Source organism: Pseudomonas sp. Irchel 3E20 (genome assembly GCF_900187645.1).
Lineage (GTDB): Bacteria > Pseudomonadota > Gammaproteobacteria > Pseudomonadales > Pseudomonadaceae > Aquipseudomonas.
Genome location: NZ_FYEE01000001.1, coordinates 158,014 through 173,172 on the forward strand (window position 1 = coordinate 158,014; position 15,159 = coordinate 173,172).

13 protein-coding genes are annotated in these 15,159 nt (G+C 62.7%); 2 read left to right on the plus strand and 11 right to left on the minus strand.

The window, feature by feature from the left end:
• Positions 1-3 precede the first annotated feature (3 nt).
• The 9 genes from CKW13_RS00645 to CKW13_RS00685 form a co-directional block, all read right to left on the minus strand.
• Entirely contained in the window at positions 4-1,383 is a 1,380-nt protein-coding gene (locus CKW13_RS00645) for an OprD family porin (protein ID WP_095105965.1), read from the minus strand.
• 175 nt (positions 1,384-1,558) lie between these two features.
• Positions 1,559-3,160: an ABC transporter substrate-binding protein gene (locus tag CKW13_RS00650; RefSeq protein WP_095105967.1), complete on the minus strand. Its 1,602-nt coding sequence runs from the start codon at positions 3,158-3,160 to the stop codon at positions 1,559-1,561.
• A gap of 306 nt (positions 3,161-3,466) precedes the next feature.
• Entirely contained in the window at positions 3,467-5,092 is a 1,626-nt protein-coding gene (locus CKW13_RS00655) for an ABC transporter substrate-binding protein (protein WP_095105968.1), read from the minus strand.
• A 265-nt stretch (positions 5,093-5,357) separates the two neighbouring features.
• On the minus strand, positions 5,358-6,131 hold the full coding sequence (locus CKW13_RS00660; RefSeq protein WP_095105975.1) for an SDR family oxidoreductase: 774 nt from the start codon (positions 6,129-6,131) through the stop codon (positions 5,358-5,360).
• Positions 6,132-6,205: 74 nt separating this feature from the next.
• Positions 6,206-7,651, minus strand: a complete 1,446-nt coding sequence (gene phrB / locus CKW13_RS00665; RefSeq protein ID WP_095107000.1) for a deoxyribodipyrimidine photo-lyase — start codon at positions 7,649-7,651, stop codon at positions 6,206-6,208.
• A gap of 11 nt (positions 7,652-7,662) precedes the next feature.
• Complete coding sequence (locus tag CKW13_RS00670) at positions 7,663-8,592, minus strand: MerR family transcriptional regulator (protein WP_095105979.1); 930 nt, start codon at positions 8,590-8,592, stop codon at positions 7,663-7,665.
• Positions 8,593-8,595: 3 nt separating this feature from the next.
• Positions 8,596-9,561 (minus strand): DUF523 and DUF1722 domain-containing protein, encoded by a 966-nt coding sequence (locus tag CKW13_RS00675; protein ID WP_095105980.1) that lies wholly within the window; start codon positions 9,559-9,561, stop codon positions 8,596-8,598.
• 98 nt (positions 9,562-9,659) lie between these two features.
• Positions 9,660-9,875, minus strand: coding sequence for a TIGR02450 family Trp-rich protein (locus CKW13_RS00680; protein WP_095105981.1), 216 nt, complete (start codon positions 9,873-9,875; stop codon positions 9,660-9,662).
• Entirely contained in the window at positions 9,872-10,858 is a 987-nt protein-coding gene (locus CKW13_RS00685; protein ID WP_095105982.1) for an NAD(P)/FAD-dependent oxidoreductase, read from the minus strand. Before CKW13_RS00685 ends, CKW13_RS00680 begins: the two co-directional genes overlap by 4 nt.
• A 201-nt stretch (positions 10,859-11,059) precedes the next feature.
• Between CKW13_RS00685 and CKW13_RS00690 the strand changes: the two genes are divergently transcribed.
• Both CKW13_RS00690 and hemH read left to right on the plus strand, forming a co-directional pair.
• Positions 11,060-11,962, plus strand: coding sequence for a TIGR01777 family oxidoreductase (locus CKW13_RS00690; protein ID WP_095105984.1), 903 nt, complete (start codon positions 11,060-11,062; stop codon positions 11,960-11,962).
• A gap of 13 nt (positions 11,963-11,975) precedes the next feature.
• Positions 11,976-12,998, plus strand: coding sequence for a ferrochelatase (gene hemH, locus CKW13_RS00695; RefSeq protein ID WP_095105985.1), 1,023 nt, complete (start codon positions 11,976-11,978; stop codon positions 12,996-12,998).
• A 95-nt stretch (positions 12,999-13,093) separates the two neighbouring features.
• On the opposite strand, the gene CKW13_RS00700 is transcribed toward hemH, so the two are convergent.
• Both CKW13_RS00700 and upp read right to left on the minus strand, forming a co-directional pair.
• On the minus strand, positions 13,094-14,368 hold the full coding sequence (locus CKW13_RS00700; RefSeq protein WP_095105986.1) for a uracil-xanthine permease family protein: 1,275 nt from the start codon (positions 14,366-14,368) through the stop codon (positions 13,094-13,096).
• A 2-nt stretch (positions 14,369-14,370) separates the two neighbouring features.
• A complete protein-coding gene (upp, locus tag CKW13_RS00705) occupies positions 14,371-15,009 on the minus strand; it encodes a uracil phosphoribosyltransferase (RefSeq protein ID WP_095105987.1) in 639 nt (212 codons plus the stop codon).
• Positions 15,010-15,159: the final 150 nt, after the last annotated feature.

A 15,159-nucleotide genomic window follows, 5' to 3' on the forward strand; every position in this document is an offset into this window, starting at 1 on the left:
GCCTTAGAGAATGTTGAAGGGAATGGTGGTGACCAGGCGGAACTCGTTCAGGTTGCCGTCCGATTGCTGTTTGCTGGCGCGGTGGGTGACGTAGGTGGCACGGATGGCGGTGTCCTTGAGTGGGCCGTTTTGGATCGCATAAGAGGCGCCGACGCCGTACTCATAGTGGGTTTCGCCATCCTGATTGTTCACCTTGTAGGCGGTGCCTTTGTAGTGAGTGCCATCGATGCCCCAGCCGCGGGCCTGGTAGAGGTTGAGCTTGAGCCCCGGCACGCCGTATTCGGCCATGTTCAGGCCGTAGGCGACCTGGAAGGATTTCTCGTTGGGGCCGTTGAAGTCGGAGGTCAGGGAGTTGGCCAGGTAGATGCCGTTGGTTTCGTGCAGGTAGTCGAAGTACTCGTTGCCGTTCACTTGCTGGTAGGAGAACGTCAGGCTGTGGGCCTGGTGGGCCAGGCCCAGGGACAGGGAATAGGTGTCGTTGTCGATGTCCCCCATTTTCTTGTTGCCGGTGTCGACGGTCTTGTAATAGTTCAGCCCGGTGGTCAGGCCCAGCACTGCGCTGTCCCCCAGTTTGTGGGTGGCGCCGAAGTAGTACTGGTTCCAGAAGTCTTCGACGTTGGAGGCGTAGAGGCTGGTCTTCAGGCTTTCCATGGGCTGGTAGTTCAGGCCCGCGACGCTGACTTTGTCGGTTTCCACCGCCGCGCTGGCGGTGTACTCGCTGCGGAATTTGCTCAGGCTCTGCTCGGTACGCGGGGACACGCGGTCGAAGACGCCGGCGTCGAAGCTCAGGTTGTTGAACGGCGCGCTGTTGAGGCTCACGCCTTGGAAGCTCGACGGCAGGGCGCGGTTGCCGATGACGTCGACGATGGGCGTGCTGACGTTCTGCCGGCCAGCGGTCAGGGTCGTGTTGCCCACGCGGAACTTGACGTTGGCCAGGCCCAGCTTGCTCCACTGCTCCACCGCGTCGCCGTTGGAATCCGCCAATGTGCGGTTGCCGCCGCCGACGATGTGTTTGCGCTCGCGGTCCAGCGCCACCACGTTGTAGGCCGCCACTTCGGTGCTGACACCGACCGTGCCTTGGGTGAAACCTGAGCTGTAGTTGAGGATGGTGCCTTGTAGCCAGTTGATCCGGCGTGGCGTGGTGCGTTCCTGGCCGTGTCGTTCATAGGTGAAGGTCGCGCCGCGGCGTAGCAGTTCGTTGGAATACCAGTTGCGGGTCTGGCCGCTCAGGCTCTGGCCATCGACGAAGCCCTTGGCCTCATCCTGGGCGTTGCTGCTGTTGAGCTGGGTGGGGATGAACGCCTGGCTGACGCTTTCGGCGTGGGCGCTGGCGGTGATGCTGGCGATGGCCAGGGCGAGTATCGCGGTATTGCTCGGTTTCATGGGTAAAACTCCTTTCTTTCTTTTTTTGTAATGCCGGTCTTTTTTGGGCGACGCGGCTATTGGGGTGGCACTGTTGCAAGGCAGCGCAAACGCCGGTGGGCTGCTCTTTCACCGAATTCGGGCAGCACGTTTGCGCGAGGGCGGGAAAACCCGCCCTCTTGGTTCGGTGAAAGATTTAAGGGGTGACGCTGACGCCGGAGAAAACGTTGCGCCCGAACGGGCTGACGAGGAACCCTTGGACCTTGGTGCTCAGCGGCTGGTTGACCGTGGAGTGGGCGATGGGGGTGATCGGCACCTGCTGCTTGAGCAGTTGCTGGGCCTGTTTGTAGAGCACGGTGCGTTGTTCGCGGTCGGTGACGAGCTTGGCTTGCTTGACCAACTTGTCGTACTCGGCGTCGCACCACATGGAGTAGTTATTGCCGCCAATGGCGTCGCAGCTATAGAGGGTGCCGAGCCAGTTGTCCGGGTCGCCGTTGTCGCCGGTCCAGCCGATCAGGCTGATGTCGTGTTCGCCATTTTTGGTGCGCTTGACGTACTCGCCCCACTCATAGCTGACGATCTTGACCTTGAGCCCGATCTTGCCCCAATCGCTTTGCAGCATCTCGGCCATCAGCTTGGCGTTGGGGTTGTAGGGCCGTTGCACGGGCATGGCCCAGAGGGTGATTTCGGTGCCTTCCTTGACCCCGGCGGCCTTGAGCAGGGCCTTGGCTTTTTCCGGGTCGAAGGCGGCGTCCTTGATGGTGTCGTCGTAGGACCACTGGGTGGGCGGCATGGCGTTGCTCGCCAGTTGCCCGGCGCTCTGGTACACGGCGTTGAGAATCCCCTGCTTGTTCACCGCCATGTCCAGGGCCTGGCGTACCTGGAGTTGGTCGAAGGGTTTGTGGCGCACGTTGTAGGCGATGTAGCCGAGGTTGAAACCGGGTTTGGTCAGCACCTGCAGCTTGGGGTCGGCCTTGAGGGCGTCGATGTCGGCCGGGCGCGGGTGCAGGGTGACATGGCATTCGCCGGCCTTGAGTTTTTGCACGCGCACCGAGGCGTCGGTGTTGATGGCGAAGATCAACTGGTCGAGCTTGACCCGGGCCGGGTCCCAGTACTGTTTGTTGCCCACGTAGCGGATCTGCGAATCCTTCTGGTAACGCTGGAACACGAAGGGCCCGGTGCCGACGGGTTTTTGGTTGATCTCGCTGGGCTTGCCGGCCTTGAGCAGTTGTTCGGCGTATTCGGCGGAGAGAATCGAGGCGAAGCTCATGGCGATGTTCTGCACGAACGCGGCGTCCACCGAGTTGAGGGTTATCACCACGGTCAGCGGCCCGGTTTTTTCTACGCGGGCGATGTTCTTGTTCAGGCTCATGCCGTTGAAATACGGGAACTCGGTGGGGTAGGCCTTGCGGAAGGGGTGGTCGGGATCGAGCATGCGGTTGAAGGTGAACAGCACGTCGTCGGCGTTGAACTCGCGGCTAGGAGTGAAGTATTTGGTCGTGTGAAATTTGACGCCTTCACGTAGGTGGAAGGTATAGATCAGGCCGTCGTCGGAAATATCCCATTGTGTTGCCAGGCCAGGTACGACGCTGGTGGCGCCTTTTTCAAATTCCACGAGGCGGTTGTACAGCGGCTCGGCGGCGTCGTTGTCGGTGGCGGCGGTGTATTGCGCGGTATCGAAGCCGGCCGGGCTGCCTTCGGAACAGAACACCAGGCTCTTGCCGGCGGCTTGGCTGGCCCCAGCCCCAGCCAGTAAGCCGGTGCCCAGGAGTACGGATAACAGCAAGGAATGACGCATGACGGTCCCTCTTGTTTTTTTATGTAGTGAGCAATGTTCCGGCGCCCCTGTGGGGGAAGACGGACATTGCTGCTCCCGAATCAACGCGTACGGCAGGTCCCGGGCCAACAGCACACGATTGCCGTGCGACGACGGTAGGAGCCGAAGACAGAACCGTAAATGCGAATAGGCCTGAAAGTCGTGTAGGAAAAGGCGACTCGCCTTGGAATGTCGCAGTAGTTCGCAAACGATGCGGACGTAAGTAAATTCCTAGCGGCGAGGTGGGCAAAACCACGGCGGTGTCATGGACGCCGCCGTGGCCGGGCCTTATTTGCTGACGCTGACACCGTAGAAGGAGTTCAGGCCAAACGGGCTGATCTTGAAGTCCTGCACGGTGGTGCGCATGGGTTGGTACACCGTCGAGTTGGCGATCGGCGTATAGGGGACTGCATCTTTGAGCAGGTGTTGCGCCTGCTTGTACAGCTCGGTGCGCTTGGCGACGTCCGATGTGGCCTTGGCCTGTTTGATGATGGCGTCGTAGGGTTTGTCGCACCACTTGGAGAAGTTGTTGCCGCCCAGGGAGTCGCAGCCGAACAGTACGTTGAGCCAGTTGTCCGGGTCACCGTTGTCGCCGCTCCAGCCAATAATCATGGCCTGGTTCTCGCCGCCCTTGGAGCGCTTGATGTACTCGCCCCACTCGTAGCTGACGATGTTGACCTTGAGGCCTATCTTGGCCCAGTCCGATTGCAGCATTTCGGCCATCAGCTTAGCGTTGGGGTTGTACGGACGCTGCACTGGCATGGCCCAAAGGGTGATTTCGGTGCCTTCCTTGATGTCGGCTTTTTTCAGCAGTTCCTTGGCTTTCTCGGGGTTGTAGGGGGCGTCCTGGATGGTGTCGTCATAGGACCACTGGGTGGGGGGCATGGCGTTCTTCGCCAGTTGCCCAGCGCCCTGGTACACCGAGTCGATGATCTGCTGCTTGTTCACCGCCATGTCCATTGCCTGGCGCACTTCGAGTTTGGCCAGCGGGTTGGCGTCGGTACGGCCTTTGAGCACGGGCATCACGTTGTAGGCGATGTAACCCAGGTTGAAACCAGCCTGGTGCGGCATTTTCAGGGCTTTGTCTTCACTCAGGGCCTTGAGGTCGGCGGGGCGCGGGAACAGGGTGATCTGGCATTCGTTTTTCTTGAGCTTCTGGATGCGTACCGAGGGGTCGGTGGTGATGGCGAAGATCAGGTTGTCGATCTTCACGTCTTCAGGTTTCCAGTAGTCCTTGTTGCCGGTGTAGCGGATGTTGGAATCCTTCTGGTAGCTCTTGAACACGAACGGCCCCGTGCCAATGGGTTTTTGGTTGATCTCACCGGGCTTGCCATCCTTGAGCAGTTGGGCGGCGTATTCGGCGGATTGGACCGAGGCAAAGCTCATGGCCATGTTCTGGATGAACGCGGCATCGACGCTGCCCAAGGTGAATTTGACGGTCAGGTCGTCGATTTTCTCGATGTTCTTGATATTGGTGTTCATCCCCATGTCTGTGAAGTACGGGAACTCGGTGGGGTAGGCTTTGCGGAACGGCATGTCCTTGTCGATCATGCGGTTGAAGGTAAACAGCACATCGTCGGCGTTGAAAGTGCGGGTCGGCTTGAAGTAGGGCGTGGTGTGGAACTTGACGCCTTCGCGCAGGTGGAAGGTGTAGCTCAGGCCGTCTTCGGAGATGTCCCAGCGGGTGGCCAGGCCGGGCACCACCGCGGTGCCGCCGCGCTCGAACTGGCTCAAGCGGTTGAACATGGTCTCGGCCGTGGCGTCGAAGTCGGTTCCGGTGGTGTATTGGCCCGGGTCGAAGCCAGCGGGGCTGCCTTCGGAACAGAACACCAAATTGGTGGCTGCCTGGGCAAAAGGAGCGCTGGCAAGCAGGCTTGCGCCAACGAGGAACGGAATGACGGCGTGTTTAAGCATGGTGGCCTCATGATTTGTTGTCATTTTTTAAGAGAGGGCGACCTCGTGAGTCGGCCTGCCGATACTTAAGCAGGCGCCATGCCTAACACAAGATGCTCAGGGCAACCGAGGCTTAAACAGTGGTACGAACGTACCTTAATGTCGCATTGCTATAAGTTTTGCCGCGTTTTGGCCATTTTCAGGGCTGTTGGGCCTGTAGACAGTGGTGCGCGAGTGTGCCTTCGAGGTGTCTGGCGCGCGGGTTTGGTGCAGGATTTGGGTTGCCTCAGGGGCTGTCTTTGATCGGCGCCGGGCTGCGTTGCATGGGTTTACCGATCACGAGCCCTGCCGGATTGGGCTGCTTGGACAATGGCCACAACTCGGCCATGGCTAAGGTGTTGAAGGTGATGTCCCGTGGCCGGCCTGCGAGTTTTTCGAGGATGTGCCGTGCGGCGCTGTCGGCGGACAAGTCCAGCGGCAAGGGGAAGGCGTTGGGCGGGGATGGCACGGTATCGACAAACCCGGGGCCGACCAAGGTGACATCGATGCCCTCGGGTGCCCATTCGGCTTCCAGCGAATCGAATAGGTAGCGCATCCCGGCCCGAGTTGCGCCGCAGGCTTCGGTGCGCGGTAGCGCCAGGTAGGTGACGGTGCTGGCGATGCCCACCAGGTGCGGTGAGGTACCGGCGCGTAGCAACGGCAGCGCGACTTCGACGCAATAGCTGCTGGCCAGCAGGTTGGTGCGCACCACGTGCTCGATGATCGTAGTGTCGAATTGGCGGGCGTCCACGTATTCGCAGGTGCCGGCGTTGAGGATCACCGTGTCCAGCGCGCCCCAGGCTTGGGCGATGCGCTCGCCGATCTGGCGCACGTCCTGGCTGCGGGTCAGGTCCCCGGGCAATAGCAGCGCCCGGTCGGGGTAGCGTGCGGCGAGTGCCCGCAGCGGCTCGACACTGCGCGCGCTCAACGCCACCCGCGCTCCGCTGCTCAGCAGCGCTTGCGCCAGGGCGGCGCCGAGGCCACTGCTGGCGCCGGTCAGCCAAATACGACGTGCACTCATCCAACTCTCCTCTCCGGTCAGGCGTGGGCCCGGCCGGTACTGGCAGGTGATTTCAGGGCCGGGCCCCGAGGTATTCATTCATCTTCGAAGGCGACAGCTTGGCGCGAGGGCAGGTTTCTGAACGCCGCCAGCGCGCGCTCCCGGGATTGGCTCAGGTTGACGATGGGTTGTGGATAACCGGCCACGCCAAACAACCCGCCCAGGGCCGCCGGGTTGTGCAGCTGTTTTTTATCCAGGCCCGCCAGTTCCGGCAGCCAGTGTTGGATGAACAGGCCCTGGCTGTCGAATTTTTCTGACTGGCTCAAGGGGTTGAAGATGCGAAAGTACGGCGCCGAATCGGTGCCCGTGGACGAACTCCACTGCCAGCCGCCGTTGTTGGCCGCCAAGTCGCCGTCGATCAGGTGGCGCATGAAAAAGCGCTCGCCCTCGCGCCAGTCGATCAGCAGGTTTTTGGTCAGGAACATCGCTACCACCATGCGCAGGCGATTGTGCATCCAACCGGTGTGCAGCAATTGGCGCATGGCGGCGTCGATGATCGGCAACCCGGTGCGCGCCTCCTGCCACGCCGCCAGGTCTTCGGGCGCGTGGCGCCAGGCTAGGGCCTCGGTCTCCGGGCGAAAGGCGCGGTGGCGCGACACACGGGGGTAACCCACCAGAATGTGTTTGTAGAACTCGCGCCACAGCAGTTCATTGATCCAGGTAATGGCCCCGACGCTGCCGCTGTCGAACTCGCCGTGGTTGCAGTGCAATGCGGCATGCAGGCATTGGCGCGGCGAAATCACCCCTGCCGCGAGGTAGGTCGACAACTGGCTGGTGCCGGGTTTGGCGGGGAAGTCGCGCTCGTCCTTGTAGTAGTCGATCTGCTGCTCGGCGAACTGCGCCAGGCGTCGCCGCGCCTCGTCCTCGCCGGCCGGCCAGAGCGCTTGCAGCGCCGCGTCGGGGGCGGCGAACCCGGGGATGTCGGCGGGCACTGGATCGCTGGCGATAGGCAGCGGCGCTTGGCGCGCAGGCAGCGGGACCAGGGCCGGTAGGGCACGGTGCAAGCGTTCGTAGCAGACCTTGCGGAACTGGCTGAATACCTGGAAGTAGGTGCCGGTTTTGGTCAGCACGCTGCCGGGTTGGAACAGCAACTGGTCGAGGTAAGCGTGAAAACCGATGCCCTGCGCCTGCAAGGCCTGGGCGGCGGCGTTGTCGCGGCCGCTTTCGTGGATGCCATATTCGTCGTTGACGTGCACCGCAACGACGCCCAGCTCCATGCACAGGTTCAGCAGCACCTGGGGCGCATCGTCCCAGTGCGATGCCTTGCGGATCAGCAGGGGAATGTTCAACTCGCCCAGGGCGGCGCTCAGGCTGTGCAAGTTGCGCCGCCAGAAATCCACCTTGCACGGCGCGTCGTCGTGGGCGCGCCATTGCTCGGGGCTTATCAGGTACAGGGCCACGGCCGGGCCGCGTTCGGTGGCGGCGCGTAGGGCGCTGTTGTCGTGCACGCGCAGGTCACTGCGCAGCCAGATCAGTTGCAGGGGCGTGGTCATCAGATCAGCCCCCGGCGTACGAGGAGTTGGTGTGCAGCCAAAGGGTCTTCGGCCAGGGCCGGGCCATCGTCCAGGGCGGTCAGTTCGCTGTGGTGGATGCGCACTGCGGCGCCGGCAATGATCGTTTGGCAGGGCACATTGGCGAGCAGCCTGGGCAACTGGCCCAACGCCAGGGTTTTGCTCGAATACAGCACCAGCGCCCGGGCGTTGAGGTGCTCCACTGCCAGGGCCAGTTCGGCGCCGGCCAGCGGTTCATCGAACACCGCCACTGGGCAATCGGCGCTACTGACCAGCCATGCGGTGAGCCACAGTGCCGGTTCCAGGGGGCGGTCCGACTGATTGACGAGCAATACCGGGGCACCGCGTAACTGGCGGTTGTTGTGGTAAATGCGCGCACCGAACTTGCTGCGCAGCCAGGCGTGGAAGAACACCTGCTCCATGTGGGCGGCAAACTGGCCTTGCCAGCGTATTTCCAGGTCGGCCAGCAACGGCATCAGCAATTGGGTGCACAACGTGCTGGGCGGGTACAGGGCCATGGCTTGGTTGACGAGGTCATCCACCTGGCGCTCGGCCAGTAGGCTGATAGCTTGCACCAGGTTCTGGCGCATCGCGTGCCAGTCGTTTTCGGCCGGTTGATCGAAGGGCTGCGCGGCATCGAGCAACGGCTTGACCTGGCTGACCGCCACGCCCCGGTTGAGCCACGTGAGGATGGTGAGGATGCGCTGTACATGCTCGCTGGAGAACAGGCGATGGCCCTTGGGCGTGCGTTGCGGCACCACCAGGCCATAGCGGCGTTCCCAGGCGCGCAGGGTCACGGCGTTGACCCCGGTGAGCCGGGCCACATCGCGGATCGGCAGCCAGCCTTGGGCCAGGGCTTGCTGGTAGTCGCTGTCGGAGGCGGCCGGCAGAGGAGCGGAGGAATCGGTCATGGGTTAAATCGCATTTCGCAAACTGAGGTTTTCCGGATGGGGTTGCAGGTACACCTGCTGCGCCAGATACGGGTCGGGGTGGTGGCGCAAGTGATGCTTGAGCAGGGTCAGCGGCACCACCAGGGGCACGATGCCTTGGTGGTACTGGCCAATGAGGTGCTGCACTTCACGCTTGTCATCGCGGCTGATGGCTTGCTTGAGGTAACCGCTCAGGTGTTGCAGCACATTGGTGTGGGTGCGACGGGTTGCGCATTGCTTGAGAGCCGCCATCAGCGCGCGGAAATAACGCGGGGCCACAGCGTGCGGGTCGGCTTTGCCCATGCTGCCCAGCAGCTTGCCCAGCGTTTTGTACTGCTCCGGGTTGTGGGCCATGAGCTGGTATTTGTAGCGCGCGTGGAATTCGGTCAGGGCGCGGCGGCTCAGGCCTTGTGCGCACAGTTGCTGCCACGCGGCGTAGGCGAACACCCGGGTGAGGAAGTTTTCCCGCAGCACCGGGTCGTTGAGGCGGCCGTCTTCTTCCACCGGCAGGTCGGGGTGCCGAGCGCAAAAGGCCTGTGCGTAGATACCGCGCCCAGCATGCTCGGCGGGCGCGCCGTTGCTCTGGTAGACCTTGACCCGTGCCAGGCCACAGGAGGGCGACTTCTGCATGAAGATGTAGCCGCAGATATCCGTGAGTTGCCCGGCCATTTGCTGGCCATAGTCGGCCAGGGCCTGGGTCACGTCGTTGTCGCCATGCACGGTGCCCACGGCCCGCGGGGCTTGCGGGTCGCCCACCAGGCGGATGGGTTCGCGCGGGGTGCCCAGGCCGATGGCCACTTCCGGGCACAGGGGCACGAAGTCGAAGTAGTCGGCCAGGGTTTGGCTGCACAGGGTGGACTGTTTGTGCCCGCCGTTGTAACGCACGGGTTGGCCCATCAGGCAGGCGCTGACGGCGATTTTCGGGCGGGGCGCGGTAAGGTCGCTGTGCATTGGGGTGGCCTCTGGCTGAAACCTGTACAGGATGCTTTGCCTGTACAACTTGTTTTCATCATAGGTTTAGATGTGTACAAGTCAACTTTTTTGTACAGCTATTTCCAGCCCATGGCCCAGTGTTCGTCGTCTTGCAGGGTTCGCCAGTCGTGGCGCTGACAGCGGCGGGTGAGCACGGCTTGCAGCTCGATCTCCAGCACCTCGCCGTTCTCATTGCAGAACAGTTCGGTCACCAGAAAGTGCTTTTCGCGGTGCTGAGGGCGGGCTGCCGTCCACTTGGACAGCAGCAGCTTGCGCGGGTTGATGCGGTTCATTGCAGGTGTTCGTGTAGGCGCCGGGCCGCTTCCTGGCCACTGAGCCACGCCCCTTCGACCCGCCCCGACAGGCACCAGTCGCCGCACACATACAGGCCCAGGTCGGCATCGGCCAGGGCGCCCCATTCGTGGCTGCCGGCCGGGCGGGCATAGAGCCAGCGGTGGGCGAGGCTGAACACGGGAGCGGGCATGGCACTGTGCAGCAACTCGGCGAAGGCACCGTGCAACTGTTCGATTACGGCTTCCTTGGGCAGGTCGATGTGCTGGCGGCTCCAGGCGCTGGTGGCGTGCAGGATCCAGGTATCGAGGGTGCTGTCGCGCCCCGGCTTGCTGCGGTTGCGCGCCAGCCAGTCGAGGGCGCTGTCTTGTACGAAGCAGCCTTGCATCGAGGTGTCCAGGGGCGTGTCAAACGCCAGGGCGACGGCCCAGGTCGGGTCCATTTTTACCCCGGCGGCGACACCGGCCAGTTTCGGCGCAGCGGCCAGCAACGCCGTGGCCTGGGGCGCCGGGGTGGCGATCACGACATGGCTGAACGGCCCGTGGGTGAAGCTTTCGGCGTCTTGTAAATGCCAATGTTCTTCGCCCCGATAGACCTCGGTGATGCGGCAACCGAACTGCGCTTGGACGTCCCCCAGCAGGGCGCGGGTGATGGCGCTCATGCGCGGCGTGCCGACCCAGCGGGTCTGTTCGTCGGGGGAAGGGGTGAGCTGGCCGCCCTGGAAGTTGTACAGCTGTGGGGTCCATTCGGCGACCCAGCCCTGGGTTTGCCAGCGCTGCACCTCGGTGACGAAGCGGCGGTCGCGGGCGGTGAAGTATTGGGCGCCGAGGTCCAGCGCACCGGCATCGCTGCGCTTGCTGGACATGCGCCCGCCAGGGCCGCGGCTTTTATCGAACAGGTGCACGCTGTGCCCGGCCTCGCGAAGGGCCTGGGCGGCGGAAAGGCCGGCGATGCCGGCGCCGATGATTGCGATGGGTACAGTCATAGGGGGGCCTCGTTTACCTGTGAGTACAGAGACTACGCCGTCAATCAAAGCTGTACAATATTGTTTTTTGGTATAACTTTTAGCGCTCTTGATCCGACAGATTGTCCTATGGTTAACCCTAGGACTGCCTGATATCAAAAAGATCCCTGCTTTTAAAAATAGACCAGTGATCCGGATTGAACGTTACGCGAGGAAGACCTCATGCACATATTGCTGACCGGCGGTACGGGTTTGATAGGGCGCCAGCTCTGCCGTCACTGGCTGGCGCAGGGGCACCGCTTGACCGTGTGGAGCCGCCGCCCGGACGCGGTCGCGAGGCTGTGTGGCGCGGGTGTGCGGGGCATCGGGCAGCTTGAGGCGTTGGGTGCAGAGCCGGTGGATGCGCTGGTCAACCTGGCGGGCGCGCCCATCGCCGACCGGCCTTGGACCCACAAACGCAAGGCCTTGCTCTGGAGCAGCCGCATCGGCGTCACCGAAACCCTGCTGGCCTGGCTGCAAAGCCGCGCACAACGGCCGCAGGTGTTGATTAGCGGCTCGGCCGTGGGCTGGTACGGCGATGGCGGCGAGCGTGAGTTGACCGAAGATTCACCGCCGGTCAGTGAGGATTTCGCCAGCCAGTTGTGCATTGCCTGGGAAGAAACCGCGCAGCGCGCCGAAGCCTTAGGTGTACGCGTGGTGCTGGTGCGCACCGGCTTGGTGCTGTCGCAGGAGGGCGGCTTTTTGTCGCGTCTGCTGGTGCCGTTCAAATTGGCGCTGGGCGGGCCCATCGGCAATGGCCGACAATGGATGCCCTGGATCCACATCAACGACCAAGTGGCCTTGATCGATTTTCTGCTGCACCAGCAAGACGCCAGCGGTCCTTATAATGCCTGCGCGCCGAAACCAGTGCGCAATCGCGAATTTGCCAAGGCCCTGGGCGCCTCGCTGCACCGCCCCGCAGTGGTGCCGATGCCGGCCTTCGCCTTGCGGGTTGGCCTGGGGGAGTTGTCTTTACTGTTGCTCGGTGGCCAGCGGGCCACGCCAGCGCGTTTGCTGGCGGCGGGTTTTACCTTTGAATTCAATGATGTACGTGCGGCCCTGGACGATGTGACCAGCCGCCTTTGATATAGGACGTTGCATGACCGATCACGCGTTGCTCCTGGTCAACTTGGGCTCGCCCGCCTCTACTTCGGTGGCGGATGTGCGCAGTTATCTCAACCAATTTCTGATGGACCCTTACGTTATCGACCTGCCCTGGCCGGTGCGGCGTTTGCTGGTGTCGCTGATCCTGATTAAGCGCCCCGAGCAGTCCGCCCATGCCTACGCCTCGATCTGGTGGGAGGAGGGCTCGCCGCTGGTGGTGCTCAGCCGCCGTTTGCAGCAAGCGATGCGCGCGCAGTGGAGCCACGGCCCGGTGGAACTGGCGATGCGCTACGGCGAGCCGTCCCTGGAAACCACGCTGACGCGCCTGGCGGCCCAGGGCCACAAGAAGATCACCCTGGCGCCGCTCTACCCGCAGTTTGCCGACAGCACCGTGACCACGGTGATCGAGGAGGCCAAGCGGGTGGTGCGCGAGAAGAACCTGGATGTGCAGTTCTCGATTCTGCAACCGTTCTACGACCAGCCTGAATACCTCGAGGCCCTGGTGGCCAGCGCCAAGCCGCATTTGGCCCAGGGTTACGACCACTTGCTGCTGAGTTTCCATGGTTTGCCCGAGCGGCACCTGAAAAAACTCAACCCGGGCCACTGCTGCGAAGGGCAAAGCGACTGCTGTCGCAATGCGCCACCGCAAGTGGTTGCTACCTGCTATCGCAGCCAGTGCCTGCGCACCGCGGCAGCGTTTGCCGAGCGCATGGGCCTGGCGGACGGCAAGTGGTCGGTGTCGTTTCAGTCGCGCCTGGGCCGCGCCAAGTGGATCGAACCCTACACCGAGGCGACCCTGGATGCATTGGCCAAGCAGGGGGTGAAGAAAATCCTGGTGATGTGCCCGGCGTTCGTCGCCGATTGCATCGAAACCCTGGAGGAGATTGGTGATCGCGGTCGCGAACAGTTCCGCCAGGCCGGTGGCGAAGAGCTGGTGCTGGTGCCCTGCCTGAATGACGACCTGCAATGGGCCGTGGCGTTGAATGCCCTGTGTGAAAGGGCACCCATCGCGTTGTAAGCCTGGTTAAACGCATCGCGGGCAAGCCCGCTCCCACAGGTGTTCACATTCCTCTGTGGGAGCGGGCTTGCCCGCGATGACCTTCCTGAGGCTGGTTACAGCAACGGCTCATCCGGTGCTTTTTTCTTCCAGCCGTCATTGCCCGGCAGCAGCAGGTTCAACGCAATCGCGACAATGGCGCACAGGGCGATGCCTTTGAGGCCGAAGTCGTCCGGGCCGGTGCCGGTGCCGACCAGCACACCGCCAATGCCGAACACGAGGGTCACGGAGACGATCACCAGGTTGCGCGGCTCGCCCAGGTCGATCTGGTGGCGGATCATGGTGTTCATGCCCACCGCCGCAATCGAACCGAACAACAGGCACAAAATTCCGCCCATCACCGGCACGGGAATGCTCTGCAACAGCGCGCCGAACTTGCCGACGAACGCCAGGCTGATGGCGAAGATCGCCGCCCAGGTCATGATTTTCGGGTTGTAGTTCTTGGTCAGCATCACCGCGCCCGTGACTTCGGCGTAGGTGGTGTTGGGTGGGCCGCCCAGTAGGCCGGCCGCCGTGGTGGCGATGCCATCGCCGAACAGGGTGCGGTGCAGGCCAGGCTTTTTCAGATAATCGCGGCCGGTCACGCTACCGACGGCGATCACACCGCCGATATGTTCGATGGCCGGGGCCAGCGCCACGGGGACGATGAACAGGATGGCCTGCCAGTTGAACTCCGGTGCGGTGAATTGCGGCAGCGCAAACCAAGGCGCGGCGGCGATTTTCGCGGTATCGACCACGCCGAAGAAAAACGCCATGGCAAACCCCACCAACACCCCGGAAATGATCGGCACGAGGCGGAAAATGCCCTTGCCGAACACGGCCACGATCAAGGTGGTGAGCAGCGCCGGCATGGAGATCATCATGGCGGTCTGGTAGTGGATCAGCTCCGTGCCGTCACCAGCCTTGCCCATCGCCATGTTGGCGGCGATCGGCGCCATGGCCAGGCCGATGGAAATAATCACCGGGCCGATCACCACCGGCGGCAGCAAGCGGTCGATGAAACCGGTGCCCTTGATCTTCACTGCCAGGCCCAGGAAGGTGTAGACAAAACCCGCCGCCATCACGCCGCCCATGGTCGCCGCGAGGCCGAACTGGCCCTTGGCGAGAATGATCGGGGTGATGAAGGCAAAGCTTGAGGCCAGGAACACCGGCACCTGGCGCCCGGTGACCATTTGGAACAGCAGAGTCCCCAGGCCCGCCGTGAACAGCGCGACGTTGGGGTCGAGGCCGGTAATCAGCGGCATCAACACCAGCGCGCCGAACGCTACGAAAAGCATCTGGGCGCCGGACAGCACCGTGCGCCACAGCGGGTCGTTGAACTCGTCCTGCATGCTCACGCGTCCTTCTGCTTGGTGCCGAAGATTTTGTCGCCGGCATCGCCCAGGCCGGGAATGATGTAGCCGTGTTCGTTCAGGCGTTCATCGATGGAGGCGGTGTAGATGGTCACGTCCGGGTGCGCCAGTTCCACGGCGGCGATGCCTTCGGGCGCGGCCACCAGGACCATGGCGCGGATGTCGCGGCAACCGGCCTTTTTCAGCAGGTCGATGGTGGCGACCATGGAACTGCCGGTGGCGAGCATCGGGTCGATAATCATCGCCAGGCGTTCGTCGATTTCCGGTACCAGTTTTTCCAGGTAGGTGTGCGCCTGCAGGGTTTCCTCGTTGCGGGCCACGCCCACGGCGCTGACCTTGGCGCCCGGGATCAGGCTGAGCACGCCTTCGAGCATGCCGATGCCGGCACGCAGGATCGGCACGACGGTAATTTTCTTACCGGCGATTTTTTCCACGGATACGGTGCCGCACCAGCCGTCGATGTCGTAGCTTTCGAGCGGCAGGTCTTTGGTCGCCTCATAGGTCAGCAGCGCACCGACTTCCTGAGCAAGCTCGCGAAAGTTCTTCGTGCTAATGTCTGCGCGGCGCATAAGGCCAAGTTTGTGTCGGATCAGCGGGTGGCGGATCTCACGGATGGGCATGGGGAAAGGCTCCGGCGGCGGGCAAAAAAACCGGCCTAGAATAATCTATCCGAGGGTGATGTCCTATAGACATCCTGTACGTTAGTCCATAAAGGCTTGATCTGGCCTCGTTGCAGGCGTACCTTCCCCCGCTTTTCCGAATCCGCCACC

Excerpts from the sequence above, each read along its gene's own strand:
- CKW13_RS00645 (WP_095105965.1), bottom strand. The coding sequence starts at position 1,383 with ATGAAACCGAGCAATACCGCGATACTCGCCCTGGCCATCGCCAGCATC.
- CKW13_RS00650 (WP_095105967.1), bottom strand. The coding sequence starts at position 3,160 with ATGCGTCATTCCTTGCTGTTATCCGTACTCCTGGGCACCGGCTTACTG.
- CKW13_RS00655 (WP_095105968.1), bottom strand. The coding sequence starts at position 5,092 with ATGCTTAAACACGCCGTCATTCCGTTCCTCGTTGGCGCAAGCCTGCTT.
- CKW13_RS00660 (WP_095105975.1), bottom strand. The coding sequence starts at position 6,131 with ATGAGTGCACGTCGTATTTGGCTGACCGGCGCCAGCAGTGGCCTCGGC.
- CKW13_RS00670 (WP_095105979.1), bottom strand. The coding sequence starts at position 8,592 with ATGACCGATTCCTCCGCTCCTCTGCCGGCCGCCTCCGACAGCGACTAC.
- CKW13_RS00675 (WP_095105980.1), bottom strand. The coding sequence starts at position 9,561 with ATGCACAGCGACCTTACCGCGCCCCGCCCGAAAATCGCCGTCAGCGCC.
- CKW13_RS00680 (WP_095105981.1), bottom strand. The coding sequence starts at position 9,875 with ATGAACCGCATCAACCCGCGCAAGCTGCTGCTGTCCAAGTGGACGGCA.
- CKW13_RS00685 (WP_095105982.1), bottom strand. The coding sequence starts at position 10,858 with ATGACTGTACCCATCGCAATCATCGGCGCCGGCATCGCCGGCCTTTCC.
- CKW13_RS00690 (WP_095105984.1), top strand. The coding sequence starts at position 11,060 with ATGCACATATTGCTGACCGGCGGTACGGGTTTGATAGGGCGCCAGCTC.
- hemH (WP_095105985.1), top strand. The coding sequence starts at position 11,976 with ATGACCGATCACGCGTTGCTCCTGGTCAACTTGGGCTCGCCCGCCTCT.
- CKW13_RS00700 (WP_095105986.1), bottom strand. The coding sequence starts at position 14,368 with ATGCAGGACGAGTTCAACGACCCGCTGTGGCGCACGGTGCTGTCCGGC.
- upp (WP_095105987.1), bottom strand. The coding sequence starts at position 15,009 with ATGCCCATCCGTGAGATCCGCCACCCGCTGATCCGACACAAACTTGGC.